At 46.9% G+C, this 24,428-nt stretch carries 32 protein-coding genes; 17 read left to right on the forward strand and 15 right to left on the reverse strand.

Annotated elements, in window-relative coordinates; translation table 11 throughout:
- Positions 1-118: 118 nt before the first annotated feature.
- On the forward strand, positions 119-517 hold the full coding sequence (lrs14, locus tag ACI49J_RS01265; protein WP_012021954.1) for an HTH-type transcriptional regulator Lrs14: 399 nt from the start codon (positions 119-121) through the stop codon (positions 515-517).
- On the opposite strand, the gene ACI49J_RS01270 is transcribed toward lrs14, so the two are convergent.
- The 4 genes from ACI49J_RS01270 to ACI49J_RS01285 form a co-directional block, all read right to left on the reverse strand.
- Positions 500-1,723, reverse strand: coding sequence for an amidohydrolase (locus ACI49J_RS01270; RefSeq protein WP_240253759.1), 1,224 nt, complete (start codon positions 1,721-1,723; stop codon positions 500-502). The genes lrs14 and ACI49J_RS01270 overlap by 18 nt on opposite strands.
- The gene (locus tag ACI49J_RS01275) at positions 1,693-2,361 is read right to left on the reverse strand and encodes a diphthine--ammonia ligase (protein ID WP_240253762.1); all 669 of its coding nucleotides are present in this window, start codon (positions 2,359-2,361) and stop codon (positions 1,693-1,695) included. Before ACI49J_RS01275 ends, ACI49J_RS01270 begins: the two co-directional genes overlap by 31 nt.
- A gap of 355 nt (positions 2,362-2,716) precedes the next feature.
- On the reverse strand, positions 2,717-3,313 hold the full coding sequence (locus ACI49J_RS01280; protein WP_240253765.1) for a molybdenum cofactor guanylyltransferase: 597 nt from the start codon (positions 3,311-3,313) through the stop codon (positions 2,717-2,719).
- Positions 3,294-4,454, reverse strand: coding sequence for a molybdopterin molybdotransferase MoeA (locus ACI49J_RS01285; RefSeq protein ID WP_240253766.1), 1,161 nt, complete (start codon positions 4,452-4,454; stop codon positions 3,294-3,296). The genes ACI49J_RS01280 and ACI49J_RS01285 overlap by 20 nt, the downstream gene beginning before the upstream one ends.
- Before the next feature lie 28 nt (positions 4,455-4,482).
- On the opposite strand from ACI49J_RS01285, the gene mobB reads away from it, so the two are divergent.
- The 3 genes from mobB to ACI49J_RS01300 are packed head-to-tail and all read left to right on the forward strand — an operon-like array spanning position 4,483 to position 6,365.
- Positions 4,483-4,968 (forward strand): molybdopterin-guanine dinucleotide biosynthesis protein B, encoded by a 486-nt coding sequence (gene mobB, locus ACI49J_RS01290; protein ID WP_240253768.1) that lies wholly within the window; start codon positions 4,483-4,485, stop codon positions 4,966-4,968.
- 19 nt (positions 4,969-4,987) lie between these two features.
- Entirely contained in the window at positions 4,988-5,671 is a 684-nt protein-coding gene (locus ACI49J_RS01295; protein WP_240253776.1) for a CBS domain-containing protein, read from the forward strand.
- 1 nt (position 5,672) lies between these two features.
- The gene (locus ACI49J_RS01300; RefSeq protein WP_240253777.1) at positions 5,673-6,365 is read left to right on the forward strand and encodes a class I SAM-dependent methyltransferase; all 693 of its coding nucleotides are present in this window, start codon (positions 5,673-5,675) and stop codon (positions 6,363-6,365) included.
- A 1-nt stretch (position 6,366) separates the two neighbouring features.
- Here ACI49J_RS01300 and ACI49J_RS01305 read toward each other — a convergent pair whose 3' ends face one another.
- Positions 6,367-6,768: a hypothetical protein gene (locus ACI49J_RS01305; protein WP_240253779.1), complete on the reverse strand. Its 402-nt coding sequence runs from the start codon at positions 6,766-6,768 to the stop codon at positions 6,367-6,369.
- Positions 6,744-7,169 (reverse strand): hypothetical protein, encoded by a 426-nt coding sequence (locus ACI49J_RS01310; protein ID WP_240253781.1) that lies wholly within the window; start codon positions 7,167-7,169, stop codon positions 6,744-6,746. The genes ACI49J_RS01305 and ACI49J_RS01310 overlap by 25 nt, the downstream gene beginning before the upstream one ends.
- A gap of 89 nt (positions 7,170-7,258) precedes the next feature.
- Between ACI49J_RS01310 and ACI49J_RS01315 the strand changes: the two genes are divergently transcribed.
- From ACI49J_RS01315 to ACI49J_RS01335, 5 genes are read left to right on the forward strand one after another with little or no spacing between them, the layout of a single operon-like run.
- Positions 7,259-7,519 carry a hypothetical protein gene (locus tag ACI49J_RS01315; RefSeq protein ID WP_012021944.1) on the forward strand — a complete coding sequence of 87 codons (261 nt, stop codon included), beginning with the start codon at positions 7,259-7,261 and terminating at the stop codon, positions 7,517-7,519.
- A gap of 12 nt (positions 7,520-7,531) precedes the next feature.
- The gene (locus ACI49J_RS01320) at positions 7,532-8,173 is read left to right on the forward strand and encodes a metal-dependent transcriptional regulator (RefSeq protein WP_240253782.1); all 642 of its coding nucleotides are present in this window, start codon (positions 7,532-7,534) and stop codon (positions 8,171-8,173) included.
- Positions 8,160-8,498: a hypothetical protein gene (locus tag ACI49J_RS01325; protein WP_240253783.1), complete on the forward strand. Its 339-nt coding sequence runs from the start codon at positions 8,160-8,162 to the stop codon at positions 8,496-8,498. Before ACI49J_RS01320 ends, ACI49J_RS01325 begins: the two co-directional genes overlap by 14 nt.
- Positions 8,495-9,667 carry an MFS transporter gene (locus ACI49J_RS01330; RefSeq protein WP_240253788.1) on the forward strand — a complete coding sequence of 391 codons (1,173 nt, stop codon included), beginning with the start codon at positions 8,495-8,497 and terminating at the stop codon, positions 9,665-9,667. The genes ACI49J_RS01325 and ACI49J_RS01330 overlap by 4 nt, the downstream gene beginning before the upstream one ends.
- Positions 9,588-10,775, forward strand: a complete 1,188-nt coding sequence (locus tag ACI49J_RS01335) for a glycerate 2-kinase (RefSeq protein ID WP_240253789.1) — start codon at positions 9,588-9,590, stop codon at positions 10,773-10,775. The genes ACI49J_RS01330 and ACI49J_RS01335 overlap by 80 nt, the downstream gene beginning before the upstream one ends.
- On the opposite strand, the gene ACI49J_RS01340 is transcribed toward ACI49J_RS01335, so the two are convergent.
- Positions 10,754-11,266: an NADH-quinone oxidoreductase subunit B gene (locus tag ACI49J_RS01340; RefSeq protein ID WP_012021939.1), complete on the reverse strand. Its 513-nt coding sequence runs from the start codon at positions 11,264-11,266 to the stop codon at positions 10,754-10,756. The two genes, ACI49J_RS01335 and ACI49J_RS01340, sit on opposite strands and share 22 nt — an antisense overlap.
- A 269-nt stretch (positions 11,267-11,535) precedes the next feature.
- On the opposite strand from ACI49J_RS01340, the gene ACI49J_RS01345 reads away from it, so the two are divergent.
- A complete protein-coding gene (locus ACI49J_RS01345; protein WP_240253795.1) occupies positions 11,536-12,588 on the forward strand; it encodes an L-threonylcarbamoyladenylate synthase in 1,053 nt (350 codons plus the stop codon).
- Entirely contained in the window at positions 12,575-13,258 is a 684-nt protein-coding gene (locus ACI49J_RS01350; RefSeq protein WP_240253798.1) for a biotin--[acetyl-CoA-carboxylase] ligase, read from the forward strand. The genes ACI49J_RS01345 and ACI49J_RS01350 overlap by 14 nt, the downstream gene beginning before the upstream one ends.
- Here ACI49J_RS01350 and ACI49J_RS01355 read toward each other — a convergent pair.
- From ACI49J_RS01355 to tldD, 4 genes are all read right to left on the reverse strand, one after another.
- Complete coding sequence (locus ACI49J_RS01355; RefSeq protein ID WP_240253799.1) at positions 13,238-14,470, reverse strand: NAD(P)/FAD-dependent oxidoreductase; 1,233 nt, start codon at positions 14,468-14,470, stop codon at positions 13,238-13,240. The two genes, ACI49J_RS01350 and ACI49J_RS01355, sit on opposite strands and share 21 nt — an antisense overlap.
- A gap of 31 nt (positions 14,471-14,501) precedes the next feature.
- Positions 14,502-14,927 (reverse strand): universal stress protein, encoded by a 426-nt coding sequence (locus ACI49J_RS01360; protein ID WP_240253800.1) that lies wholly within the window; start codon positions 14,925-14,927, stop codon positions 14,502-14,504.
- 74 nt (positions 14,928-15,001) lie between these two features.
- Positions 15,002-16,255 carry a TldD/PmbA family protein gene (locus ACI49J_RS01365; protein WP_240253801.1) on the reverse strand — a complete coding sequence of 418 codons (1,254 nt, stop codon included), beginning with the start codon at positions 16,253-16,255 and terminating at the stop codon, positions 15,002-15,004.
- A complete protein-coding gene (tldD, locus tag ACI49J_RS01370; RefSeq protein ID WP_275691893.1) occupies positions 16,248-17,615 on the reverse strand; it encodes a zinc metalloprotease TldD in 1,368 nt (455 codons plus the stop codon). Before tldD ends, ACI49J_RS01365 begins: the two co-directional genes overlap by 8 nt.
- Positions 17,616-17,617: 2 nt before the next feature.
- Here tldD and ACI49J_RS01375 point away from each other — a divergent pair, with 2 nt between their 5' ends.
- The 4 genes from ACI49J_RS01375 to cyoE all read left to right on the forward strand — a co-directional run bounded on the left by ACI49J_RS01375 (position 17,618) and on the right by cyoE (position 20,519).
- Positions 17,618-18,004: a CopG family ribbon-helix-helix protein gene (locus ACI49J_RS01375; protein ID WP_012021932.1), complete on the forward strand. Its 387-nt coding sequence runs from the start codon at positions 17,618-17,620 to the stop codon at positions 18,002-18,004.
- Positions 18,005-18,006: 2 nt separating this feature from the next.
- Positions 18,007-18,660 (forward strand): B3/4 domain-containing protein, encoded by a 654-nt coding sequence (locus ACI49J_RS01380; RefSeq protein ID WP_240253802.1) that lies wholly within the window; start codon positions 18,007-18,009, stop codon positions 18,658-18,660.
- Complete coding sequence (locus ACI49J_RS01385; protein WP_240253808.1) at positions 18,647-19,600, forward strand: homoserine dehydrogenase; 954 nt, start codon at positions 18,647-18,649, stop codon at positions 19,598-19,600. Before ACI49J_RS01380 ends, ACI49J_RS01385 begins: the two co-directional genes overlap by 14 nt.
- 61 nt (positions 19,601-19,661) lie before the next feature.
- Complete coding sequence (gene cyoE / locus ACI49J_RS01390; RefSeq protein ID WP_240253818.1) at positions 19,662-20,519, forward strand: heme o synthase; 858 nt, start codon at positions 19,662-19,664, stop codon at positions 20,517-20,519.
- A gap of 3 nt (positions 20,520-20,522) precedes the next feature.
- Here the strand turns inward: cyoE and ACI49J_RS01395 are convergent, their stop codons facing one another.
- Positions 20,523-21,302, reverse strand: coding sequence for a 3-hydroxypropionyl-CoA dehydratase (locus tag ACI49J_RS01395; RefSeq protein ID WP_012021928.1), 780 nt, complete (start codon positions 21,300-21,302; stop codon positions 20,523-20,525).
- Between the two features lie 71 nt (positions 21,303-21,373).
- Between ACI49J_RS01395 and ACI49J_RS01400 the strand changes: the two genes are divergently transcribed.
- Positions 21,374-21,937 carry a hypothetical protein gene (locus ACI49J_RS01400; RefSeq protein ID WP_012021927.1) on the forward strand — a complete coding sequence of 188 codons (564 nt, stop codon included), beginning with the start codon at positions 21,374-21,376 and terminating at the stop codon, positions 21,935-21,937.
- Between the two features lie 43 nt (positions 21,938-21,980).
- On the opposite strand, the gene amrS is transcribed toward ACI49J_RS01400, so the two are convergent.
- Positions 21,981-23,036, reverse strand: a complete 1,056-nt coding sequence (amrS, locus tag ACI49J_RS01405) for an AmmeMemoRadiSam system radical SAM enzyme (protein WP_240253886.1) — start codon at positions 23,034-23,036, stop codon at positions 21,981-21,983.
- Positions 23,037-23,072: 36 nt separating this feature from the next.
- On the opposite strand from amrS, the gene ACI49J_RS01410 reads away from it, so the two are divergent.
- On the forward strand, positions 23,073-23,534 hold the full coding sequence (locus ACI49J_RS01410; protein ID WP_240253820.1) for a DUF309 domain-containing protein: 462 nt from the start codon (positions 23,073-23,075) through the stop codon (positions 23,532-23,534).
- On the opposite strand, the gene ACI49J_RS01415 is transcribed toward ACI49J_RS01410, so the two are convergent.
- Both ACI49J_RS01415 and ACI49J_RS01420 read right to left on the reverse strand, forming a co-directional pair.
- Positions 23,436-23,924, reverse strand: coding sequence for an adenosine-specific kinase (locus ACI49J_RS01415; RefSeq protein WP_187146799.1), 489 nt, complete (start codon positions 23,922-23,924; stop codon positions 23,436-23,438). The two genes, ACI49J_RS01410 and ACI49J_RS01415, sit on opposite strands and share 99 nt — an antisense overlap.
- A 28-nt stretch (positions 23,925-23,952) precedes the next feature.
- On the reverse strand, positions 23,953-24,336 hold the full coding sequence (locus ACI49J_RS01420; RefSeq protein ID WP_240253822.1) for a hypothetical protein: 384 nt from the start codon (positions 24,334-24,336) through the stop codon (positions 23,953-23,955).
- Between the last annotated feature and the right edge of the window lie 92 nt (positions 24,337-24,428).

Genomic DNA, 24,428 nt, shown 5'->3' on the forward strand with positions numbered 1-24,428 from the left:
CCTATTATCTCTGATTTTGTATAAGGCTTTTTCCTTAAGGGGTAGTTCAAATGATATCCATAAGTGGTTAGGAAAAAATATATATAGCTCGTGATTACATTCTTTATTTGTGGTTATAATGTCTCAAAGTCAGATAAGTGGAGCTAGAATAAAACTACCTTCAGGGAAAGATGCTGGTTTAGTAGATATACTGTCCTTTTGTTATGGTCTATCCGAGACTGACGTCCAGGTTCTGATGGGATTGATGAGGGGAGGAGCTAGAGGTACTGAGGAGCTAGAAAAGGAACTAAAGCTATCCAAGGCTTCAATTAATAGAAGCCTTAACAAGTTGCTTGAAATGAACCTGGTAATGAGGATAAAGGAGCCAGGAAATAAGGCTGGAAGACCTAGATATCTTTACAAGGCTAAGGAGTACAATGATCTTAAGGGAAAAATGTTGAGCGATATAAGAGATTGCTCCGAGAAGATGGCTGAGCTCGTTAATCAGGAGTTCAAGCCCTTAGAGGTAAAGGCTTAACTTCTCTAAAAGTTTCTTCAACCTATCCCTAAAGTCATTCTTTTGATAAACAATCTTTCCTTGGATTATAACCTTCTCAACTTCTTTTGGTGGATTGTAAACTAGATGAGATAGAAGTCGCTCCTTGGTTAATGGATAAAGCTCATACTTGCCTAGCAGGACTAGATCAGCTACGTATCCGGGCCTGATCTCCCCTCCGCGTATGCCCAGCATCTTATATCCGTTAACTGTTGATGCCCTAAACACGTCAACTGCAGTTATTGTGGTGGACCAGTAATTATGTCTCTGTAGCAAGACTGCCATTTTCATCTCTTGAAACATGTTGAGGGAGTTATTGCTCGCTGCACCATCTGTCCCAATGGTTACATTAAGTCCTTGAGTTAACGCCTCCTTCATCGGAAAAGCCCCTCCGGTGGCAAGCTTCATGTTAGACGTTGGACAATGAGTGACCGCAATGGAACTTCTCAGATAATTGAGTTCCCATGAGGTTACCCAGCCTAGATGTACGCCATGTACATGTTCCGTTAGACCTTCCCTATGAATGAGCTCAACCGGAAACATCCCATATCTTCTCTTTATCTGAAAGACCTCTTCCCTTGTTTCTGAAAGATGAATGTGGAGATGATACTCTCGGTTCAGGTTATCTCTTAGCTCCCTAAGCTTCTGAAGGTCCGTGGCATAGAGGCTGTGTACGTTGACGATGGGCCTAAAGAACTCACTTTCCCCCAGTGCACGTAGTTCCCTTACGGTTTCATCGACACTCTTGTCTTTCATGAGAGTTGGGCCTGCCCTTGCCCTAATCTCATACTGAGTGGAGATATCCCTTATCTGGTCAGGGTTGAAGTACATATCAACGAAGGCCGTTGTCCCAGAGGAGAGCATCTCAATTACTGCGATTTCTGAACCTACGGCCATAATCTCCCTGGTTAACTTCCTTTCTTCGTCCCACATTCGAGCTAACCACTCGTGAAGTTCCCCGTCGTCAAACACACCCCTCAGGACTGTCATGGCTGAGTGGGTATGGGCGTTCACCAAACCTGGCATTACCACGTACTCACTGCACTCCAGCTCGTCCCCTTCAACCTCCTTACCAACGTGCTTAATGTAACCGTCTTCGACGACTATGTTCGTTGGCCCCTCGACGTGACTGTAATCAACGGCAAAGGCGCAATTCCTCAGTGTATACGTTCTATTTGATACTCCCACTCGAATTCGCCTAGTTTAACAGGCTTGCCTTCCACAATTAATTTTCTTTTGAACAATGGCGCGTTAACCACAAAGGTCTCAGCCTCACCGCCTTCAAATGCAGGGTTAAAACCAAATTTTCTCGCCCTTTCCAGAATCCTTTCAACATCTTCCCTATTGATTACCTTTCCTACGAGGTCAAAGGGGAATCCATATGCTGTGGCAGACGTGATAATGAACTCGAATCCGTACTCCACAAGCTCTCTCATGTACCTCTCTTGGTCCTTTCTCCATAGGGGGGAATACACCTTCAGGCCCAGTTCACTTGATAAAATGTTAATGTTCATTCTTTGATAATCAGACAATAAGGCACCGGTGACTATCCCCGTGGCTCCTTGCGACTTCACTATTTCCAAGACCTTTCTAAGGTCAGTGAGTTCCACGTCCTTCTCCCCCGACGAGTTAATCGAAAGAAGGGGTAGTCCCAAGACTTCCGCTTGATATCTTGTGAGTTCCACGTTATTATATTGGAACATCCAGGAGTCCTTCCTCCTGGGTATTATAGTTACGAGACACTCTACTTTAAATCCCTTCAATACTGCCCAGTGCAGGGCAAAGGTGCTATCCTTACCGCCCGAAAAAAGGGAACAAAGCTTCATCACAAAAAAGAGTTAACTTTTAATTTATTAAGCGTAGGTTTAAGTCATTATTTCTTCTTTTCGCCAGACTGCTGTGGCTGGCCTTGGGTCTGTCCCTTCTTCTCCTTTCCCTTTGCCATTAGGGATCTGATTTAATAGTGTCTTGTAAAGTATTTTAAAGATTATTCATATACACCATTCTAAAAACTAACGTAAACTCGAAAGGATTATTCTGATATATGTTTAGTCAAGATAGGGATTTCTATGTTCGTCTCTACTATTTATCATCATATTTGATGAAATTCTCTTTAATTTTCTCTAGCTAGAGCATTATCAAATCTTACGGAGGTTTTCATCATCTCACCTTGTTCTTTAGCTATAGAACAAATAATCTCGTGGTATTATTCCATATTCTAGTGTTCCAGAAGCCCCTTTGGGTTTTCCAGAGATCACTTACTCTGTTAACGTTGAGGAGAGTCCTAAGATGCGGGTCTATCATTGTGATTTCCCTGAGTCCTGCTATGTAGACGGACGGGGAGTTTATTAGTAGATCAGTCATAGATTTGAAATTATCAATATGGGTCTTAAGGTAGTCAAGAGAATAGCATGATAGTAGAGGTTGAATTTTACCGCACGTGAGAGTGGTAGCCACATGTTCCTGCTTCGAGCAGAGAATTTCCACGAGTCCTCTGGATAGGAAGGGAAAATCACATCCAGTCACGAAAACCTTCTCCTTGGAAACCAGCTTCAGAGCAAGTTTAAGTGCCTTCAGGGGACCCTCTTTCCAGTTATCTTGTACAATTTTGCCCTTAACGTCCCTCGGTTTGTCCGTGACTATTATGGGTAATTCGAAAAGTTCGGCTACCCTCTTCAACATGGATTTTCCGTCGATTTCAAACTCACACTTGTCAGTACCAAACCTGATGGAATTCCCGCCAGCGAGAATTACAGCGTCAAAGGAATCTCTGTACAATTACTTCCTCGCCCTCCTTGTACGTTACTCCTCTCTTTAGAATTGTGAAGCCTGAAGCCCTTCCGAGCTCGCTGTATAATCCCACACCCCACCTGAGGGGGAAAGCCCTGTCCCCGTCAATCCTAACTAGGTAGGTTGAATCCATCTTGTGATCTACCTTAACCTCACTCCCCAGCTTACACTTCACAAATTCCCTTAGCTCTGTCTCTGTCATTCTTGTAAGTATGTGGAGACCATGCTCGTGAAATGTTGTAATGGCTGACACTATCTGACCAGGTAACACTAGGACAGGTTTCCCCGAGATAAGCCCTACGGCTCCCCTCTTTATGACGTTAGTTGAGACTCCTTCAAAGAGTAGTCTTCCCATCTCGGAGATGGCCCTTTTCACGAAATCACGCTCACCAACCGAGGATCCGCCTATTGATATGACGAAGTCGAAACCCGCTACACATTTGGACAGCGTCTTTTTTACATCATCAAGGTTGTCCCTAGCTATACCTTGATAGTGGGTTTGCCCGAACCTTTCGAGCAGTTTCATAAAAGTTGGCCCAATGGAGTCAGGTATTCCCTCTCCCTGAGATCCCCATGGAACTATTTCGTCACCATTGCCGAAAATACAGAAGGAAATATCCAAGACTTCAACCTCGCCTATACCCTGTTGCAGGAGGATAGGCAAATGGTAGGGGGTTAGGTAAGTTCCCCGCGGAATCAAAAGGTCTCCCACCCTCACGTCTTCTCCCCGTTGGCGGACGTCCTTTCCCTTGAATATTGGTCCATTCACTGTAATCGTATCGCCCACAACCCTGGTAATCTCGGCTCTCGCGACAGTATCTGCACCAAGGGGCAAGGGGGCTCCCGTGGTGATATAGTAGGCCTCTCCTCTTCCGAGTTTGGGCAATTCCCTTGTGGAAGGGAAAAGTTTTCCAGCTATCCTAAGTTCCTTCAACTCCTCGAGATCACTGAACCTGAACGCGAATCCGTCCATTGCAGAAACGTCCCTATCCGGCGTGTCCTTAACTGCAAACACGTCCTCCGCGATGATCTTCCCCACTGCGGACATGGGATCTAGCCTCACCTTCTTGGCAGGTAGGACAGGCATCTTCTCGATGATCGATCTGGCTTCGTCGATTGGAATGAGCATTCATAATCCATCGATATTCCTAGTTAATATGGATTGCATCTTTCAGATAGTGGGAAGGAAGGATAGTGGGAAAACGCTGGTAATTGAGAGGGCTGTCTCGGCTCTGAAGCGAAGGGGCTTAACTGTGGCCACAGTGAAACATACCCATCACGAGATAAACCCCAGTAGAAAGGATACAGCACGCTTCATGAATGCTGGATCAGATGTGACTATACTACACAGTAATGACTGTGCGTTGCTCTGGAGGTGTTCAACCCCAGATTACTTGGATCTTATCCCGGCAGACGTTGTACTCGTGGAGGGATTCGCTGATAGGGATTTGGGCAAAAAAATCGTTGTGAACGACCCCTCTGATGCTGATAGGGTAGTGAAGGAGATTGTGGAGGAGGCGTCTCAATGTAAGCTCGAAGCCTCAGTCGAGGTATTTCCTAAACAAAAAGATAAAATGGTGTACATGACGCTATATAAGTTAATGAAAAAATGGGGGATCAAAGAGGTAAAACTTCTTGATTGAGGGTTCAGAAATAATTTCATTGGACTGTTCTTCGACTGTTCTCGACACAATATTCTTCATGAAAACTAATAGAATCAGAAGGATAGTGGTTACCTGCGATGGCAAGATGGTTGGATTATTCACCGTGGATGAGGCAATGAGGCAAATACTGGAGAGATCGGTTGAAGACAAGCTGAGCAATGTGAAGTTGAAGAGGATAGTTCAAGTGAGTAATCCGGACGCCATTGAGATAGCTAGAGCCATGATGCAGAACTCTGTGGACGCGGTAATAACTGATGGTAAGATAGTGACAGAAAAGGACTTGGTCAGAGGTTACGAATGGGGCGAGGAGGAGAAAATTTTCGACTTGGCGGTGAGAGCTATCACTGTGGAGGGATTCACAAGGCTCTCAACTGCTGCTGAGATCATGGTTAGGAACTCCATCAGACATCTGCCAGTTGTTGAGGATCAGCCATTGGGAATGATATCAGCAAGGGATGTGGTTTACAGATTTTCTGATAAGCTGACCTTACAGGAAGAGGTGAAGCAGGTTATGGTTCCCTACCTGGTTAAGGGTGACTCTAATCTTAGTTTAAGGGAAGGTGTGGAGCTCATGATGCAAAAGGGAGTTGGAAGTCTGGTCTTTTCCGTGGATCACAGTTTATATATTGTTACACTTAAGGATCTTATCAAGCATATTTATGTGTACTCAATGAAGGTTTAACATGGTTTCCTTTGTTTGCCCACTGGATAGACTTCCGTTGTCAGATGATCTTAGATGTCCCAAGGGTCACATTTATAGGTTAATCAATGGCGTTTACGACTTTCTTCAAGAGGAGCCCAAGAATAACGATATTCTGGAGAAAGTTGCACCGCTATATGAGGATATCTGGGCTCCCCTAGGATTCTTGATAACGGGTAGAACAAGTTACTCGTCTGTGCTTAAGGATGCGGCCTCCCACTCCTCTGGAAGGGAATTTTTGGACGTGGGCACAGGTCCTGGTAAGATCTTTGATTACGTAAAGTGTGAGCAGTGTTACGGACTTGACATTTCCATGAGATTTCTAGCTATACTCAAGCGGAAAAGATCTAGGGTGACTGCGGTGAGAGGTGATGCAATGTCTCTCCCCTTTGCCGACGAATCCTTTGATGGGGCTACATCTATGTTCGTGGTTCACATGTTTCCTGATCCATCGAAGCCAATTTCAGAGATCTCCAGAGTCCTCAAAAGGGGCGGAAGATGTTCCATGGGCGTTCTCACTAAGAGAGGGATGATAGCTAATGTTCTCTCGAGATGGTGGAAACTAGAATTGAGGCCTGAAACGTATTACATATCTATTTCAGAGAGGTTTAACCTCAAGACAACAAGCGTTAGACAGATGGGACCTTGGTCTCTCATAAATTGTGTAAAAAGCTAGTTTAGGGCAAGGACCATAGTGCGATCGCGAAAAGCACGTAAGATATCCCATTGATGACCTCAGCAATTTTTACAAATAGTCCTTGAAGGAAAAGCGCGTATATCCCTATGTATAAGCCCATGAATATGCCAAAGAAGAACATGCTAAACACCACGTAGGCAGCTAGATCACCCTCTCCCATGAGCAGGTAATATAGTCTCTTGTTGTTAGTTATACCAAAGATTATTCTCTCTGCGCCCAGTATCAGACCTACATAATAGAGAATGTATGGATTGAAGGTCGCGATCATTTCAAAGAGGTTGAAAGGCACCTTATCCACAAGGTAAACCGAGGAGAAAAACATCATTGAACCTATTAGGATGCTCACTATTCTCTTGGTTACTGTCCTATCGACATTGGCCATGTGTATACACCTGCGTAGGTCTCATTTAACTCTATGTCAAAAACCTCCCCTAGGAGGAGACCTCCCAGCGCCCCAATAAAGAGACCGGGAATTCCGCCTAGTTTAAGTCCCAGCGATGCACCTAGAACTCCGCCTATACCCTTGCCCAGGTAACTGTCGTTAACCTTGAAAACGGTGGCGAAGTTTTGTCCTCCCTTCCTTCCAGCCTTTTCCAAGAAAAAGGCAGCCTCCGTAATCGCTTCCCTCAACTCCTCCATGTCGTTCGTTCTATAGACCGCTGAGTATATTTCTTCATTTCCGTTTCTCTTGGACATGTAGGGGATGAATCCAGCCCTTTTTATTCCGGCTAGTCCCGCAGTATCCATTCTCTCGCTTGTAACTCTAAAAATTACCTTGAACATCAAAGAATTGTTAGTCCTCACGCTTAAATATTTTTGTTGATTCGAATTTCGTACCTTAATCTTTTTACCAACGTACTACTCTATTTATTTTGGCGATCCCATTGACGGGGGATAGTAAGAAATTCTATGCTATTGTGAAAGTTGATAACGTGGAGGTTCCTGATGGCGTATCCAAGACGGGCCTCCACGATCATATTTCTTCTGCGGTAGACGAGGTCATAAATAACGTGAAGGCCTACCTCAAAGACCAGGGAATTATGGGAAAGTTTAATGCCCATATTGAGGTCTTCGCAAAGGAAGAGTCTGTTACGAGACTTATCGAAAGTATAAAGACTAAAATTAAGGCGTGAAAAATAGATCGTATGTCTGAATTATCGGAGCCACTGGAAAATTACCTAAAGGAGATCTATGAGCTAGAGGAAACAAAGGGTCACGCTAAGGTTGTTGACCTGATCGACGCATTCTCGATTTCCCCTGGCACAATTAGTAAGGCATTGGACAGGCTGGAGTCCCTTGGTTTCATAGACAGGAAATCAAGGAGGATAAAGCTTACCGAGGACGGAAAGAGACTCGCAATTAGGTTAATAAGGTCACACCGCCTCTCCGAGAGGCTCCTCACGGATATAGTGGGCCTGGACTGGATTAGGGCGCACGAACTGGCACATAGGCTAGAACACATATGGCCTGAGGACGTTCTTGACAAAATAGATGAGGTGGTGGGTCATCCCAAGACCTGTCCCCACGGGCACCCTATCCCTGGGAGGGAAGATCGAGTGGAGGGCGTTCCACTTAGCGAGGCAAAACCTGGAGAATACACCGTGCTCATGATAGTGAAGGAGAAAGAGTGGATATTGAGAATGGCTGACTCCCTAGGCCTTCTACCAGGGAGGAACATCGTGGTACTGGATAACCTTAATGGGGAAGTTAAAGTGCAGGCGAATAACAAGGAAAATAAGGTCCCCAGATCTCTTGCAGAGCAGGTGATAGTCCGTGGAGCTCAGTGAGCTTCAGAAGCTTATCCTGGCACATATTTACAAGTTCGGACCAGACAACCCTTGGTATATGGCTAGACGCCTGATGGGAGAGAGCGGATGGGCTCCCAAATACGATCCAGACTTGCTGGAGAAAGAGTGCATGGAACTTGAGAAACTGGGTTATCTGGTAAGGTTTCAGGGTTCTCTGAAGAGGTCAGTCACGTCCTCGGTGAAGCCGTGGTTGAAGGTGAAAGCAAAGGAGATGGGAACCAAGCCAAAGGGAATATATTACGACCTTAGCAGGGAGGGGAGGAGAGTAGCTTCTCAGCTCTATAAGGAGTTGAAGAAGGGTTGAGGCTAGGCAAGATACTAGGTGAGAACAGGAGTTTCAGGTTCTATTGGGCCTCAATCTCCCTTTCACACATCTCTGGAATAATGTTCAACGTAATATCAGCCTACATCCTTTTGCTTGTGTCCCCTTCCTTCTATTCTCTCGTGGTCGGAGTGACCATGTTAGTTGGGGCCTTAATTCGCCTTCCGTCAGGGTACTTGAGCGACTCGCTTGACAGAAGGAAGGCCCTGATGCTAACCAGGTTGTCCCAGGCTGTGCTCATGCTCTTGCCCATTCTCAGTTTGAAGCTGACCCCCTTTTCTTACGTAGGTTTCAACTTGCTTACGTCGCTCAACGGCCCACTATCTGCGGGTCTTGTGCAGTCAGTGATGGAGAGAAGGCAAGTTCTTGGGGGTACCTCACTTAATTCACTCACGATCTCAATATCCTCCGTTGTGGGAGGACTTGTCAGTCTATCCTACCCAGTTCTGGGCATCACGGCTTTCCTCTCGATTGCGTCAGTCATGAGACTGTTCACTGTGTTCTTTATAGGGAATGTGAGGGTAAAGGCCAGGAAAGACGAACCTAAGGGGAGGATTCCCGTTAGCCTGATAATTTATCCGATCCTAGTTTTCTCGTTCCTGGACGTAATTCCAGTAATGATGAATAGCTTAGTTTTTGTGGTGTCCTCTGTGGAGCCTTCCCTTGCATTGGTGAGCCTGCTCACTACGCTGGGTAACGGAATGGGGGCAATCCTAACTGGTGAGAGGATAAGGGAGAACTCTATCGAAATGTGGGCTAGGACAGGTTCCCTGCTACTTGGGTTGGTCCTGGTGGCGATTAGTCTTTCCCCATTATACTTAGTTTATGTCCTCCTAGTTCTGAGGGGAATCCTGAGCTCTGTTCAGTCCATTTCAATCAGATCGGATCTCAGGCTTAGGGTGTCCAATAATCTGATGGGGAGAACGTGGGGATTGATTACCACAATATCTTCCTTTGTGGCGTCTGTCGTTGCGCTTTCTTATTCGTTCATCGTCAGTGTAACCGGGACCAGGCTCCCTGTCCTTGTGTTGGGACTATCCCTTTTAACCTTGGGGATTCTCATGGTGTACCGTGGACCAAGTAGTAGACAGGATACTAAGGCTCTCGGATCCGAGGCAGGCGTTAGAGAGGAAAGTTCAGGTAAGAAATAACGAACTAGTAGTAGAAGACTCAAGGTTTCAGTTTTCAAAACCCCTTGTTATTTCCGTAGGGAAGGCCTCCGTAAAGATGGCCAACTTCTTCCTGGAGAAGCTAAGCAACTACGAGGCAATAGTTGTTAAACCAAAGGGGGACAATCTTACGGTTGAGGGCCACGCCCAGATAATACATTCGTCTCATCCGTATCCAGACGATGAGAGCTTCAGGGCTGGAAGATTGGTAAGGGAAGCCCTCATGACGTGGGACTACGACCTAGTTATATTTCTCCTGTCAGGAGGAGCCTCATCATTGATGGAGGATCCAATACCTCCTGCTCAACTCTATGTGGAGACCATGAAGAAACTGGTGACCTCAGGGCTAGGGATAGATGAGATTAACACTGTCAGGAAGCATCTTTCCAGGGTTAAGGGAGGCAGACTAGCTAGTTTGGCGAGATCTCAAGTAGTTACCCTGGTGGTAAGTGATGTCCCCGGAAACGATTTATCCGTTGTGGGGAGCGGACCCACAATTCAAGATCCCTCAACGGTGGACGAGGCTAGGCAGATCTTGGAACAGCTAAATCTAGATTTAGTGCAGTACCTAGAAGAGACGCCAAAGCAACTAAGCAACTCCTGGGTGTTTCTCATTCAGAGCGTGAGCGACGTTCTCAAGGATCTCACTGATATGCCAGGGGCGGTAATCCTCTCCAGTGAGGTTAGGGGAGAGGCTAGGTCCCTGGGAAGCCTACTTGCCTCCATCGTGAACACAAGGGAATTGAGCTTTAGGAGACCATTCACAATTCTTCTTGGTGGTGAACCTGAGGTTACGGTAAGGGGTCCTGCAGGCAAGGGCGGAAGAAACGGTGAGGTTTGCCTGTCCTTCCTGGAGTGGGTGAAGGTCACCAACGTTACGCTGTACGCCGTAGCTACTGACGGTATTGATGGTAACAGCGAATACGCTGGATGTGTGGTTTCGGGAGGAATGGACGTGCCCAAGAGGGACATAAGGAAAGCCTTAGAAACTCACTCTTCCTACGAGTTACTCGAGAGAATTGGGGCAGTAATTAAAACGGGCCCCACGGGGACTAACGTAAACAACGTTTATGTCCTTATAGCTCCTTGAGTCCTAATCTTCTTTTGAAGCATTAGAAGGCCCCTAGCTATCGCCTCGGGCCTTGTGGGACATCCAGGTAAGTATAGATCAACGGGTATACCTACATCAGAGGGAAGGACCGTGTTGTAGGAGTTCCAGAATATTCCTCCTTCCAATATACAGGCACCTAGCGCAATTACGTACTTGGGCTCAGGCATTTGATCGTAAACTATCCTTGCTGCCCTGGCCATCTTTCTGGTTAGTGTTCCCTCTATGGTAAGGATATTGGATTGACGGGAGGAAGCGAAGGGAAGCATTCCAAATCTTTCAGCGTCGAACCTCGCAGCTGCAAACGCTCCAAATTCGGTTCCACAACAACTGGTGGTGAAGTGTGGAGGCCACAGCGAGAATGCTATTCCCCAATCCCTTAGGGTCTTAACTGGCTTTCTGTTGAGTAACCACTGCGCGGCCTTTCGAGCCGATTCCTCTAAGTTTCCGGTAAGAAGTAATTGATCGCTCATTGTTGATCACGATAGATGTGGTGTTGGGTCCTAATAAGTATTCTATTTTAGAAGTTGAAAATAGTGACCAAATTTAATTCTTAGTTTTTAAATTTCTTTAGACCTATCTTATGTCTTGGAAATACGATTATATTTCTCTCATCACTTTTCAGAGATCACCTCATCTATCATCGATCAAGGGTTCAGTAAAGAGCGCCTATGCCATCAATTAGCCTCGGAGGTTCCTCATCACTCAAACATAAAAACGAAACCCATCCATAAAAGTCTAAATGATTGTGCTGAAGATAGATCCACTTAATCCAGAAATAGAGTTGATAAGGAAGGCGGCTGAGGTTATCAGGTCCGGGGGGCTGGTTGCCTTTCCCACCGAAACCGTGTATGGCCTAGGTGGAAATGCCCTAGATCCGAAGGCGGCCGAGAAAGTGTTTAAGGCTAAGAGGAGACCAATGGACAATCCCCTCATAGTTCACATCGCCGACCTAAGTCAACTGGAAGAGGTTAGTGTGGACGTTCCTCCAGAGGTTTTAGATTTAGCCCAGCGGGTCTGGCCGGGTCCGCTCACCTTCATTCTCAAGAGGAACCCAAGGGTACCTCTAGAAACTACGGGGGGCCTCGATACTGTGGCCGTCAGAATGCCAGCACACCCAATCGCCCTTCAACTAATCAGAGAGAGCAGTGTGCCCATTGCCGCCCCAAGCGCCAACCTGGCCACAAAACCTAGTCCAACCCTTGCGGAGCACGTCATCCAGGACCTTGACGGTTCAGTGGATGTTGTTATTGACGGGGGAGAGACCTTTTTCGGGGTCGAATCCACTATCATAAACCTTACCGTATCCCCTCCTGTTCTCCTAAGACCTGGACCCTTCACTGTAGAGGAACTCAACTCTCTTCTAGGTGAGGTCGTTGTTCCAAAGGAGGTTGCAGAGGGTGGGCAATTCAACGTAGCTTTAGCTCCCGGAATGAAATACAAGCACTATGCGCCGAGTAAACCCCTCTACCTAGTGGAGAAAAAGTCAATCTTCAAGGAAGTTGTAAAAAGGCTAAGGCAAAAGAAAAAGGTAGCTGCTCTCTGCTCCCAGGAAACTTGCGCTGACGTGGATGAGCCCAAGATAATCCTGGGAACTAGCGAGAACCTGTACACTGTTGCAAAGAACCTGTTTAAGTCCTTTAGGCAACTTGATACCCTAGACGTGGATCTAGGTGTCATGGAGCCGTTTCCTGAAAGGGGGATTGGGTTGGCCATCATGAATAGGGCCAAAAAGGCCTCAGCTCACATGATAATACATTCCGTGGAGGAGGCTGACAAGCTTGCAGATAGTTAAACTGGACAGAGTTACCTCGACACAGGATTTCGCTGAGGCGGTCAGCGAAATGATCGATGGTGACTTTGTGGTAGTTGCAAAGGAGCAGACCAAGGCAAGGGGGAGATATGGCAGGGAATGGTACTCCCCGAGGGGAGGGCTCTGGGTAACCTACGTTGTCAAGAACTTTAACGTTGAGGAGATAGGAATCTCAACCCTCAAGGTGGCTCTCGCCATAAGGAGCGTCCTCTCAAAGATGGTTGACGTCAAGATCAGGTGGCCCAACGATATCGTGATTAATCACAAAAAGGTTTCAGGAGTTTTGCTTGAAGCCATAACTGTTGGGGAGAGGAGTACAGGTTTCATTGGATTTGGGGTTAACACGAACGTCGTCTCCTTTCCCCAGGGAATAAGTGCTACTTCACTGAAGCTGGAGTTGAGCAGGGATGTGGATAACGACTCTCTTCTCATGGAGATCCTTGACAAGATAGCGGAGTATTTAGGCAAGGTCCAGGACGACGTTGTGAGGGAGCTAAATGAGAATTTATCGATCATGGATAAGGAAGTGAACCTGAAGGGAAGAGACTGGGAAAAGAGGTGTAAGGCGCTCTTCGTGGACAAATTTGGAAGACTTGTTACAGAGTGCGGAATTTTTGAGGTAGAAGAGGTACTAAGGCTTGAGACGACGTAAGGCTTCCCATAGGCCCTCCAGATAGGATGGATGTGGAAACATTAACTCTTTAGCGTCCTTAACCTTCACGTGGAGTTGTATTAGAAGGGAAAGTGTCGAAACTATGTCCTCCGCCCTCTCGCCAAAGGCCACTCCACCTCTCAACGTTCCGTCTTCATTAACGCAGACCTTGATAAAACCCTCTGTGGACCTCTCGGCTACAGCCCTCACCACTTCCGCCATGGAAAGCTTGACGCATTTTCCGTCAATATTTCCAACGTAAGCTATCTCTGGATGGGTGTAAAGCACCTTGGGTACACCCTCACCCCTGTAGCTCCTCCTAGTCCCAGTAGCATTTAATCCAGCAATTATGCCCTTGTGTATTGCCTCATGTGCTGTGAATGTTCCCGTAACGTCTCCCGCAGCATAAACGTGGTTGATCTTGGTTTCCATGTACTCGTTTACGCCTATCCACTTGTTCCCAACCAGGTTCTCGAATCCCTTCACTGCAGGCTTGCGACCGAAGGTGAACACAACTAGGTCAAAGTCTTCAAGGCCTCCATTTATTTTCACCTTGTCTGAGATCTCAGCGACAGAGTTAGTCCTGACGTCTATCCCTAGTCTCTTGAAATGGGAAGTCACACTTGCCCTTAGATCCCTGTCATGGCCTGGAAGAAGAAGTTCCTCCCTCTCAACTATGGTTACCTTCTTTTTAGCTAGGTGGAGCAACCATCCGTACTCTACCCCTCCGACTCCCCCACCAACCAAGAGAACAGTGTTGAATTCCCTGTCCAGGAAGTGAAGGTCATCAGAGGCTATGGTTCCAGGAATCTGTGGTTTCTCAGTCCCTGTGGCCACAATTACAGAGTCCGACTCTAGGATTTGTCCACCCACCTCTATTTTCCCTGAGTTTAATTTCGCCTCTCCTTTCACAACCTCTACTCCTGCGGACTCTAACATGTACTCTACACCCTTACTAACCCTTTGGACTACCGACCTTGCAAATTCCTCCAGTTCTGAGTAGGAGAATTCCACGGACTTACCGTATTTCTGAGAGGCGTAGCTCAGGAAGAGTGGCGACATCATTGCCTTAGAAGGTATACAACCAAAAAGCACGCATGTACCACCGAGCCTCTCTGACCTATCTACCAGGGTGACCTTAGCCCCTTGCTCTGAGGCAGTTAAAGCTGAGTAAAGTCCAGCGGGACCAGAACCAACTACGGTTAACTTCATGATAGAATTGAACAAAAACGCAAATAAAGGTTTACTTTACCACGAGTACAGGCATCTTAGCCTCGTGGATTATCCTAGAGGACACACTACCTAGGAACATCCTCTTGATCGTGGATAAACCCCTGCTACCAGTAACTATGAGATCAACTCCGTTCTTGGAGGCATAATCCATGATCGCTGTGGCAGGATCTCCCTCAACTATTACGCCTTCAGCCTTAACTCCTGCCTGATCCGCTATCTTCTTTGCCGACTCTATATCAGCCCTAGCCTTGTTATAGAGGGACTCTATTACGTCAGGTGGCACTGGACCTATGCCCGCACCAAGGAGCACCGAAGTATCTACCACTTCCACCACGTCCAGTTTTGCTTCGTACCTCTTTGAAAGATCTACCGCTACATTTAGGGCCCTCTTGGCGTTCTCGGACCCATCAAATGCAACTAAAATATGTTTAAACATATTCTCAGCTAAAAATAGGAAAGGTATCTTTTAAATCTTCGCGATTTTCGGTACCTGTCCACCTGTTAACAGTGTTAAGTGACAATGGTTAGTCCCTCGATGACAAGGTCCGCGGACTCAACTGACCAGACTCGCTTACGAGAGCCCGTCTCTCCCCTTATTCCCTTCAGTAGTGTCCTGAAGTCTCCAGATAGAACCACTTCCCTAACACCAACCTTCTCTCCCTTCCTTGAGATCCAAGCCACGGGAGCCACAACTCCAAATTCCCCTGTGTCCCAGTTGCTAGTATGCACTCCCTGTACCTGATCCACAACTAGATCATTGTCCTCTACGTCCTGTTTCTCGTCACAGAATATTTGAACTAGGGAAGTTCCAATGCTTGGCACAGACATGTAGGATCTAACGGCAGAAGCTGAGTTAGTAACTCCCATTTTCTTCGACCAGTACCAGTTCGTAAGTACCCCTCGGAAGACACCCCTCTCCATTAGTACCTTCTGCGACGTTGCTTGACCCTCCCCATCAAAGGACCTGCTCAACTCCGATCTTTCGTCCCTTGGGTTGTCCACCACCGTTATTTTTCCGTACGTCTGTCCAAGGTCGAGAGGAGATCTTTTCCTGAACACGTTCTCCCCGTTCACCGAGTAGGACAGGAGCGGGTGGAATAACTCTGAGATGGCCTTAGTATCTAGGATAACCCTCTTGGGTTTCTCCTGAAGTTTTACCCTAGACTTGGTGATGTTAACCTTTTCCACGACAGTGTCCTTGAGTTCTTCAAGTTGTATTTCCTTGAAGGATCTCCCTGACCTAGACTCGTAAATCTCAGGGGTGACTAGAACCTTATCCTTGTAGTTTGCGGTGACCCCCGCATAGGCAGATGACCTAATCTCGCTCACATCTAAACCTTCGGTGTTGACGACTCCAACCTTCACCCTGGTAGCTGAGGCGTAGATTCCCACGACGTTAACCTTTTCCTGCAATTCTTCCAGCGACTTCAAAGTCTCCTTGGCTGGTTCCACTAGATCCTCCCCGCGATTAAGCTGAAGTAACGACGGTTTGCTGGTAGGAGGTATTTCATTATTCTGATCCGTCTCTGATACCTTAAGCACTGACACAGCCCTATCAAGGATTTCGTCACTCAACTCAGTGCTGAACGCGAAACCAACTTTTCCATCCTTGAAGACCCTAACGCCATAACCTCTCTCCTTCACGTTACTGGAGTGGTACTGCTTCTCCTTGGCCAGGTTGTACTCCCACCTCTCTACGTAGTATACCTCGCATGCGTAACCTAGGCTCTTAGCCTTTTCAACTAACTTGAATGGGTCACTCATTTCCTCCCACCTTAACCTTAACCTTGATGTAGGGACCTCCAGTCCCTACAGGAACGCTTTGTCCACCTTTACCACAGTAGCCAGGCCACATCCCAAAGTCCTTTGAGACTGCACTTATTCTACCTAACGTCTCAAGTGTGTAGCCAGAGATCCCAACATTCCTAAGAGGTTCCGTGACCTCTCCTTTCTCTATCCTATAGCCTTCCTGAATTCCGAACTGGAAAGTTCCGTCTGGGCTAGTTTGTCCACCCAACGGTGAAACCAGGAGATACCCATCCTTGATCTCGCGTATCAATTCCTCCTTGTTCCAATCTCCGGGCATCATGTATGTGTTTCTCATCCTTATTAGCATGGGACTCCTGAAGTCCTCAGCCCTGGCGTTGCCAGTGGGCCTCTCTCCCAGATATGCGGAGTAGTACCTGTCCACCAGAAACTCCGATACAATTCCCCTATCAACGATCTTCACATCCCTCGATTCCACACCCTCGTCGTCGTAGGGCACCACGCCATGGGCCATTGGATACTCTGACTTGCCCGAGTCCACAACGGTGACGAATTCCTCCGCTATCTTTTTCCCTCTCAAGTTGCCGAGAATACCGTTTATTGCTAGGTCTGCCTCCGAGAGATGTCCCAGGGCCTCATGGGAGAATACCCCAACAACATCGGGGGCCAGCACAACTTCAGCGTCGCCTCCCCTCGGAACCTTACCCCTGAGCTGATTTCCTATTCTCCTTTTGATGGTCTCCACTATCTCGTTGGGGTCGAAGACCTCCAAGGGATAACCTAGGTAAGTCGCCATGGAGGTGCTGGCAGAGGCCACAACGTCTCCCTCCCTGGCTATTGCCCTCACGGAAACGTTGCTTAACTCGTATTCCAGGACGATTTCCCTGTCCTCCGAGCTGTAGTACTCCTTGTGTATCCTTGAGGCGGTGAACCTAACGTTAATGCTCCTTATCCTTGGGTCAGCTCTCATGATGTCATCCCTTAGCTTAACCATGTCGCTCATTATTTCCTCAGGCGACTTGGTCAAGGGTTTCTTAGGCTTTATCACAACCTTGTCATGCAGGGGAGGAAGCATGACTATGTTGACCTTTTCATCTCCGTAGGCAGACTCTACGGCAGTCTTAACGGTTTCTTGGTCAATCTTCGTGAAGTGAGCGTAACCCCAGTTGCCCGATACCAGCACCCTGAGGGAACCTCCCTTGTCCTTACCCATCGAGGTTACTTGCCTCGTGGTTTCGCTGGCGAACAAGCTCAGCTCATCCACGTCGTAAAGTCTCAGGTCGGAAAAGGTAGCCCCAAGCTCCTCGCTCTTCTTCAAAAGTTCATGCAAGATATAAACCTCCTCCCTAAATTTCATCCATGAACGTTGAAAAGATTAGCGTGGCCCTAGATAAGGAGACCTTAAGGAGGCTTCAGAGGAGGGCCGAGGATGAGGGAGTGAGTAGGTCGAGACTAATTCAGATGGCGGTCTCGGAGTACCTAGCTGAGTTCACAGGAGAGGACGAGGAGGTTTTTGGCATACTTAACCTGGTGTATGAGGAGGATGGTAGCGACGAGATAACCTCCGTTGAACATCAGCACGAGGCGAGCATAATCTCTACCCTACACGTTCACGTTAACGAGAAGCTGTGTATGGAGGCCATTGCCGTGAAGGGAAAAAGACGTGAGCTAGAGAGGCTAGCTAGGAGACTAAGTGCCATAAACAAGGTGAAAAAGGCTAAACTTCTAGTATCCCTTGAGGTGTGACCATGAGGATCAAGGTTCAGGAAAATTGCGCATCCATGGGAATCTTCGTGAAACACACCGAAGTCCTTGATCTCGTGAATGGTCAGGGAAGATTTGAGGGGGAACTCTCAGCTGTAGAGAGCAAATTTCGATCTGACAATCCAGAGTTACTTAAGGATATTCCTGTTATTAGGGCGTATAGAGATTTTTACTGGAAGCTGGGGATAGACCCCACAAAGACTAGGCCAAGCGGTGAAGCTCTTAGAAGGAGAATTGTCAGGACCGGTAAGCTTCCCAGAATCAATGATATTGTGGATGCTGGAAACGTGGTTAGCGCGGAGACCCTTGTCTCCATCGGAATATATGATTTGGACAAGATCAAGGGCGAGCCTAATCTAGTTCTCAGCTCAGGCGGAGAGAAGTTTGAGGGGATTGGAAACAAGGTCGAGGTTTTGTCACCTGGTATTCCTATCATGGTCGACGGCGAGGGTAAGGTTATGCACATCTTTCCTCACAGGGACTCGGTGCTCACCAGCGTGGATCTATCCACCAAAAACGTGTTGATAGTGGGGGCCGGAGTCACTGGGATAGACCCCTCTCTGGTCGAGGAGGCAGTGAGACTTACTGCTAAGCTATTAAGTAGGATCGGTGGTAAGATAGTCCATGAAGTCCAATAGCTTACGGGTCCTCCTGTTAGGATATGGTAATGTGGGTAAGGCCCTCAGGAAGATGGTCAGGGAGAGGGCACCTTCACTGGGTTTGAACGTAAGGATAGAGGGAATTGTCACCAGGAGAGGCATCATGCTAGGAGACTCGGAGGAGTTTAGAAAAACCAAGGATGGAACTCCCATTGACGCCCTAAATGAGGTGAGCCCTGACCTAGTGATTGACGTAAGTTCCGCTAATTACGAGACCGGAGAGCCCTCCTTATCCCTTTACATGGAGGCTTTATCAAGGGGCATCGCAGTGATCACTGCGAACAAGGCTCCCCTTGCCCTTAAGTACGCGGAGATCGTGGGTCAAGCTAAAAAACATGGCGCCTTCCTCGGGTTTCAGGCAACAGTGATGAGCGGGACCCCCTCCATAAACCTTCTTCGCCTATTGAGGGGTTCAACCATCCTGAAGATAAGGGGTATCCTAAACGGTACCACGAATTATATCCTCACTAGAATGGATCAGGGACTTGAGTACTCTCAGGCCTTAAGGGAAGCCCAGGAGAAGGGATACGCTGAGGCAAACCCAGAACACGACGTGAATGGATTTGACGCTGCAGCTAAACTAACTATCTTAACCAATTTCGCAATGGGTAGAAATATCTCGATCAGGGATGTCGACTTTTCCGGAATAGCTAACGTTACACTCTCAAGGATTGAAGAGGCTAAACGTAGATCAAGAAAGCTCAAGTTAGTCGCGGTTTCGGAGGGTAAAACAAGTAAGGTTAGCCTGACCGAGGTATCTCCTGAGGATCCGCTGTATCATGTGGACGGAGTAATCAACACGCTAGACATTCACTCTGACATACAGGAAGTAGTTATTACAGGACCTGGGGCTGGTCCACAGAACGCGGCCTTTGGTGTGTTCTCGGATATAGTACTAATGAGCAATGGTTTGATTTGATTCCACCATTCTAGATTTACATTTATAAATGACGAATACTACAATAAAAAACGGGATTAATTTGGCTACTTCCATTTCAGCTAGGCTGATATATTACGCAAAGCTGAGCAAACCCAGAATAATCTGGTTACTGGACTTAGCTGCCCTGTCTGGCGCCTTTCTCTCAGGTAAGCTGATGCCCTTGAGCATTCTAGCTGTTTTAGTGGGAGGAACTTTTGCCTCGGCTGGCTCCATGATAATTAACGAGGGAATAGAGATAGATAAAGACAAGGTAATGAAGAGGACTTCAAAGAGACCAACGGTGATGGGTTACGTTTCACAGAAGGAGGCAATCTACGTGGGTATTGCGCTCCTAACCCTTGGCACGCTAGTGGGTCTGCTGGATAATCCCCTTACTTCGTTCTTCATTCTCCTGGGGGGCTTAGTTTACGTTCTAGTTTATACAGTGTGGTTGAAACCTAGGAGCCCATTGAATATAGTGATAGGTGGCCTAGCGGGAAGCGCTGCTGCTTGGGCAGGCTACGCATCTACTACGTCCTCCTTTACTATCCCCTCTCTTCTGCTCGGACTTCTAATTTTCATGTGGACTCCGGGTCACTTTTGGGCCTTGGCCCTGAAGTTTAAGGAGGACTATTCTAGGGCTGGAATTCCCATGTTGCCCGTGATAATGCCTGAGAACTTTTCCGCTAAGATGATAGCTCTATCCAACGCATTGATGATACCCTTCGCCTTGGCCCTTTACCTTTATGCAGGAGTAATTTACGGGATAGTGGCAGGAATTCTCTCCGCTGTGCAGATGTACTTCAGTGTTAGGTTGATGAGAAATCCAACTGGAGAAGAGGCATGGAGATCGTTTAAGTTCTCTTCCCCATATCTAGCTATTCTATTGATTCTTATTATTCTAACTAGATTAATCTAAAAACTATTTTCCCTTAAACGTAGGCTCTCTCTTCTCCAGGAAGGCACTTACCCCCTCCTTCTTGTCCTCCGTAGAAAACACGACTCCCCATCCTACGCTTTCCAACGCTAGACCTGACAGTAGGGGAGAGTCCAGTCCCCTGTTTACAACCTCCTTGATTAAGGCGAGAGAGATAGGAGACTTCTTGGCTATCTTTTCTGCCAGCTTCCTTGTCTCTTGCTCCAAGTTAGCTAGGGGGACAACCCTATTCACGAGACCATATTTCTCAGCATCCTTACCAGGAATACGATCGCCCGTCATCATCATCTCCAGGGCTCTTCCCTTTCCTATAACTCTGGTTAACCTCTGAGTCCCCCCATACCCCGGATATATCCCTAGGTTTATCTCTGGAAGGCCTAGTTGGGCCTCCTCCGCTGCGATCCTTATATCACAGGCTAAGGCTAGCTCTAGTCCACCTCCAAGGGCATATCCATTGATCATGGCAATGGTGGGTTTGCTCAGTGCCTCTATCTTGTCCATGATCTCTCTTCCTTTCTTAGAGAATTTCCAGGCTTCTGCTGGGGTTAACTGGTTAAACTGGGTTATGTCAGCCCCTGCGCAGAAGGCCTTTCCTTTCCCTGTAATAATGATAACCCTAATCTCTGGGTCAGACTCTGCCTGAGAGACTGCCCTATCTAACTCCTCAAGTAATTTAGCGTTTAGTGCGTTTAGTTTATCGGGTCTATTTAACGTAATCCAGAACAAGTTTCCTTCTTTTTTAGTTTCTATTGTTTCAAATTCCATGGTTGATACGAGTAGAGTTATTAAATGGAGTAGTATTAATGCTTTAATTCCCGAGTTAAGTAATATCTAATATGGTTAGTTACGAGAGGGGTACTTTACTGCAGTCCTTTTCTGTAATAATACCGTGGGCAGGGCCTGCGGTTTCAACCTTACTCGTAGCGAGGAGAATGAGGGACTTTTGGAATTCTGCTCCCTATCTACTCTATATAACCCCTCTCTCCTTCGCCTCTACTGTGCTTTTTACCTTTGAGTACATGAAGCATTTTCTACTGATCGCAGCAATTTACTCCCTAGTCTCACCACTTCTCTTAACCTACGCTTTCTCGAAGAAATTTGATTCCATGCAGATTAATGTTAACGAGTACTACATTGAGGTTAAGTTGAAGGTCCCCCTACTGAGTGACCAGGTTATAGACCCCAACTCCCTTTTTGAGAGGGTCGTAAATAAGGCTGTTAGGAGAGTGAGGAATCCCTACTATAATTTCAAGCTGAAATCTCTCAACAACTGCTCCAATCTCAAGGTGTCTCTCTCAGAGAACAAGATAACCATGAGGAGGAGATGTGGCGACATAATTGTGGAGGTTATCATTTCAAATAATGACACTGCCGACATGAAACTTTCAATTTCTTACTAGCGGATAAACGCCTCAAGTAGAGCTCTTATCTCTTCATGAATAGCTAGATGTAGATTGATTCGAATCTATCCTCACGGTAGTGTTTGGATCTTCTTCCCTCTATGGGAAGCTTATAACCGCATCTTGTGCACCTCATATCCTCAGTTAGATTCCATTCCAGTATTCTGAAGCCGTATCTCCTTATGGCTACGTTACCGCACTGTGGGCAGTAAGTGTTCTCGAGGGGATGACCTGGAACATTTCCCACGTAGGCGAATCTGAATCCCACCTGCTTTGCTATCTTGTAATGTGCCTCAAGAGTCTCCACTGGAGTCAAGGGTAGGTTGTTCAGCTTGTAGTCTGGGTGGAACCTGAGGAAATGTATTGGAACATCAGGTCCAACCACGTCATATAGTCTCTTGAGAAATCCCTTAGCGAATTCCAGGTTATCCCCTATTTCTGGAATGATTAGGTCCGTAATCTCCACGTGAATCTTTCTTTTAATCAGTTCTGAGATAGTGTTAACGATCGGATCCGGGCCAGAGGCTCCTGTGTATCTTCTCATGAACTTAGGTTCCCCGTTTCCCTTGAAATCCACAGTAACTGCGTCCAGAAAGTCCTTAACGTAATCCACAAGTTCTTCGCTCCAGTACCCGTTGGTAACCATGGTGTTTAATAATCCATATTTCCTAGCCAGAACACCCGTGTCGTGGGCGAACTCAGCAAAGATTGCCGGTTCGTTATATGTGTAGGTAATACCTTCAACCTCATATGCCCTGGCCATATCCACTATATCCTCAGGCATTAGATCTGCCCCATCCACCTTTCTCCTCTGGCTTATGTCGTAGTTCTGACAGTACATGCACATCCAATTACATCCAAATGTGGAGAACGAAAGTACCCTTGAACCTGGATAGAAGTGAACAAGGGGCTTCTTCTCTATGGGATCTATGTGAGCAGCTGCTACCTTACCGTAGACGTTCAAGTATAATTTCCCCTTGGAGACAGACCTGACTCCGCAGAACCCAACCTGTCCCTCACCAATGAGGCATTTCCTGGCACAGGCGTCACATCTGATCCTGCCATCTAACTTGGTGTATAGTGTAGCTTCCTTCTGCATCAAACTAAATAGTTCTCTCTGTAAAATAAAAACATAATGGAAAGGTACATCTTGTTCTACCCCATTGATCACCCGGTGAGGAGAGAGGGGGAAGGCTATAGGGTGATCGAGATCAGGGAATGTAAATACAGGGAAGTTGATGTGTTGGGTAACCTTGACGAGGTAATCAGGGATCTGGGCCAGCCTCTCTTCTTCGTCAAAGTGGGCGAAGCCAAGACAGAGCTATGGGATCTCCTCAATGATTGTCGCTTCTGGGAGGCACACGAGTTACTTGAGGGTATCTGGAGAGGATCCAACGGTGCAGAAAGGAAATATCTACAGGCCCTGATTCTCCTGTGCGCATCCATGATAAAATATAGAAAGAATAGAGGGGTCTCAGACGAACTCATGGAAAGGGCACTATCTCTTATATCCGAACTTCCTCAGGATCTCCTTCCTCTCCTTTATGTCAGACTCGGACTCAACTCCCAATGGGGTCATGCCGTCAATAACACCTAAGACTCCTCTTCCCTGTTCTGTCTCTGCGACTACGACCTGAAGCGGGTTAGCCGTTGCTGCGTGTATCCTAACAACCTCCTCCACCGCCTTAATTCTATTCAACACATTAATTGGGTATCCGTTCCTAATGTAGATTACGAAGGTATGTCCTGCCGATATCCTCCTGCAGTTCTCTATTGCCAGCTTGGTTAGCTCCTCATCGTTTCCGTCATATCTGATTAGCCTCTTTCCACTCGCCTCACTAAACGCAATACCGAACTTTAAACTTGGAGACGATGACGCTAGGGTCTCGTAAAGGTCTTCCACAGTTTTTATGAAATGCGAATGCCCAATGATTACGTTCGTTCCCTCCGGAATATCTATCTTAACAACATCTAGCTTAATCATAATTCAACTTGAAAAATAAACGTATTAAAATTTAGCTCACTAGATATGCATAAGTGAGGGTGGCCATTTCGTTCTGGGTCAAATCAACCTTGAAGGTGTAGTGCAGGCTAGCGACGTTGACCGTGTATACTCCCTCGGGTAGTGTGAAGGTTGCAACTCCGTTAGAGAGTGTGAAATTCCTGTAAAAGCTTCCGTTCTGTCCCGTTACCTGAACTACCGCGTCGTTTAGGGGTTGCTCGCCTCCAAACGGGCCGTAATTCATGATCACCTTAACCTGAAGAGTATACTCTCCGTTGGAGCTAGAACTCAAAGGTGTAATGGTTAGCCTAGTCTTGTAGGAGGACGCAGCGACTACCCCAGCGACCGTCAGGATCAGGACCACGAAGGCTAACGCTAACAGTACTGTTTTATTCATGGTTATGGGTGTAGAGAAGACTAATATTTAAGTTGAATCAATAGATATCGACGTGTTTGATCGATTCATCGAGGGTTTAAGGTACTCTCTAC

The sequence above is a fragment of the Metallosphaera sp. D4-4 genome, from assembly GCF_046245145.1.
Taxonomy (GTDB): Archaea; Thermoproteota; Thermoprotei_A; order Sulfolobales; family Sulfolobaceae; genus Metallosphaera; species Metallosphaera sedula.

Coding starts and splice junctions, on each gene's coding strand:
- ACI49J_RS01345 (WP_240253795.1), top strand. CDS start 11,536: ATGATTGTGCTGAAGATAGATCCACTTAATCCAGAAATAGAGTTGATA.
- ACI49J_RS01380 (WP_240253802.1), top strand. CDS start 18,007: ATGAGGATCAAGGTTCAGGAAAATTGCGCATCCATGGGAATCTTCGTG.
- mobB (WP_240253768.1), top strand. CDS start 4,483: ATGGATTGCATCTTTCAGATAGTGGGAAGGAAGGATAGTGGGAAAACG.
- ACI49J_RS01285 (WP_240253766.1), bottom strand. CDS start 4,454: ATGCTCATTCCAATCGACGAAGCCAGATCGATCATCGAGAAGATGCCT.
- ACI49J_RS01385 (WP_240253808.1), top strand. CDS start 18,647: ATGAAGTCCAATAGCTTACGGGTCCTCCTGTTAGGATATGGTAATGTG.
- ACI49J_RS01320 (WP_240253782.1), top strand. CDS start 7,532: ATGTCTGAATTATCGGAGCCACTGGAAAATTACCTAAAGGAGATCTAT.
- ACI49J_RS01400 (WP_012021927.1), top strand. CDS start 21,374: ATGGTTAGTTACGAGAGGGGTACTTTACTGCAGTCCTTTTCTGTAATA.
- ACI49J_RS01420 (WP_240253822.1), bottom strand. CDS start 24,336: ATGAATAAAACAGTACTGTTAGCGTTAGCCTTCGTGGTCCTGATCCTG.
- amrS (WP_240253886.1), bottom strand. CDS start 23,036: ATGCAGAAGGAAGCTACACTATACACCAAGTTAGATGGCAGGATCAGA.
- ACI49J_RS01365 (WP_240253801.1), bottom strand. CDS start 16,255: ATGAGTGACCCATTCAAGTTAGTTGAAAAGGCTAAGAGCCTAGGTTAC.
- ACI49J_RS01300 (WP_240253777.1), top strand. CDS start 5,673: ATGGTTTCCTTTGTTTGCCCACTGGATAGACTTCCGTTGTCAGATGAT.
- lrs14 (WP_012021954.1), top strand. CDS start 119: ATGTCTCAAAGTCAGATAAGTGGAGCTAGAATAAAACTACCTTCAGGG.
- ACI49J_RS01305 (WP_240253779.1), bottom strand. CDS start 6,768: ATGGCCAATGTCGATAGGACAGTAACCAAGAGAATAGTGAGCATCCTA.
- ACI49J_RS01310 (WP_240253781.1), bottom strand. CDS start 7,169: ATGTTCAAGGTAATTTTTAGAGTTACAAGCGAGAGAATGGATACTGCG.
- ACI49J_RS01410 (WP_240253820.1), top strand. CDS start 23,073: ATGGAAAGGTACATCTTGTTCTACCCCATTGATCACCCGGTGAGGAGA.
- ACI49J_RS01355 (WP_240253799.1), bottom strand. CDS start 14,470: ATGAAGTTAACCGTAGTTGGTTCTGGTCCCGCTGGACTTTACTCAGCT.
- ACI49J_RS01395 (WP_012021928.1), bottom strand. CDS start 21,302: ATGGAATTTGAAACAATAGAAACTAAAAAAGAAGGAAACTTGTTCTGG.
- ACI49J_RS01375 (WP_012021932.1), top strand. CDS start 17,618: ATGAACGTTGAAAAGATTAGCGTGGCCCTAGATAAGGAGACCTTAAGG.
- ACI49J_RS01340 (WP_012021939.1), bottom strand. CDS start 11,266: ATGAGCGATCAATTACTTCTTACCGGAAACTTAGAGGAATCGGCTCGA.
- tldD (WP_275691893.1), bottom strand. CDS start 17,615: ATGAAATTTAGGGAGGAGGTTTATATCTTGCATGAACTTTTGAAGAAG.
- ACI49J_RS01275 (WP_240253762.1), bottom strand. CDS start 2,361: ATGAAGCTTTGTTCCCTTTTTTCGGGCGGTAAGGATAGCACCTTTGCC.
- ACI49J_RS01360 (WP_240253800.1), bottom strand. CDS start 14,927: ATGTTTAAACATATTTTAGTTGCATTTGATGGGTCCGAGAACGCCAAG.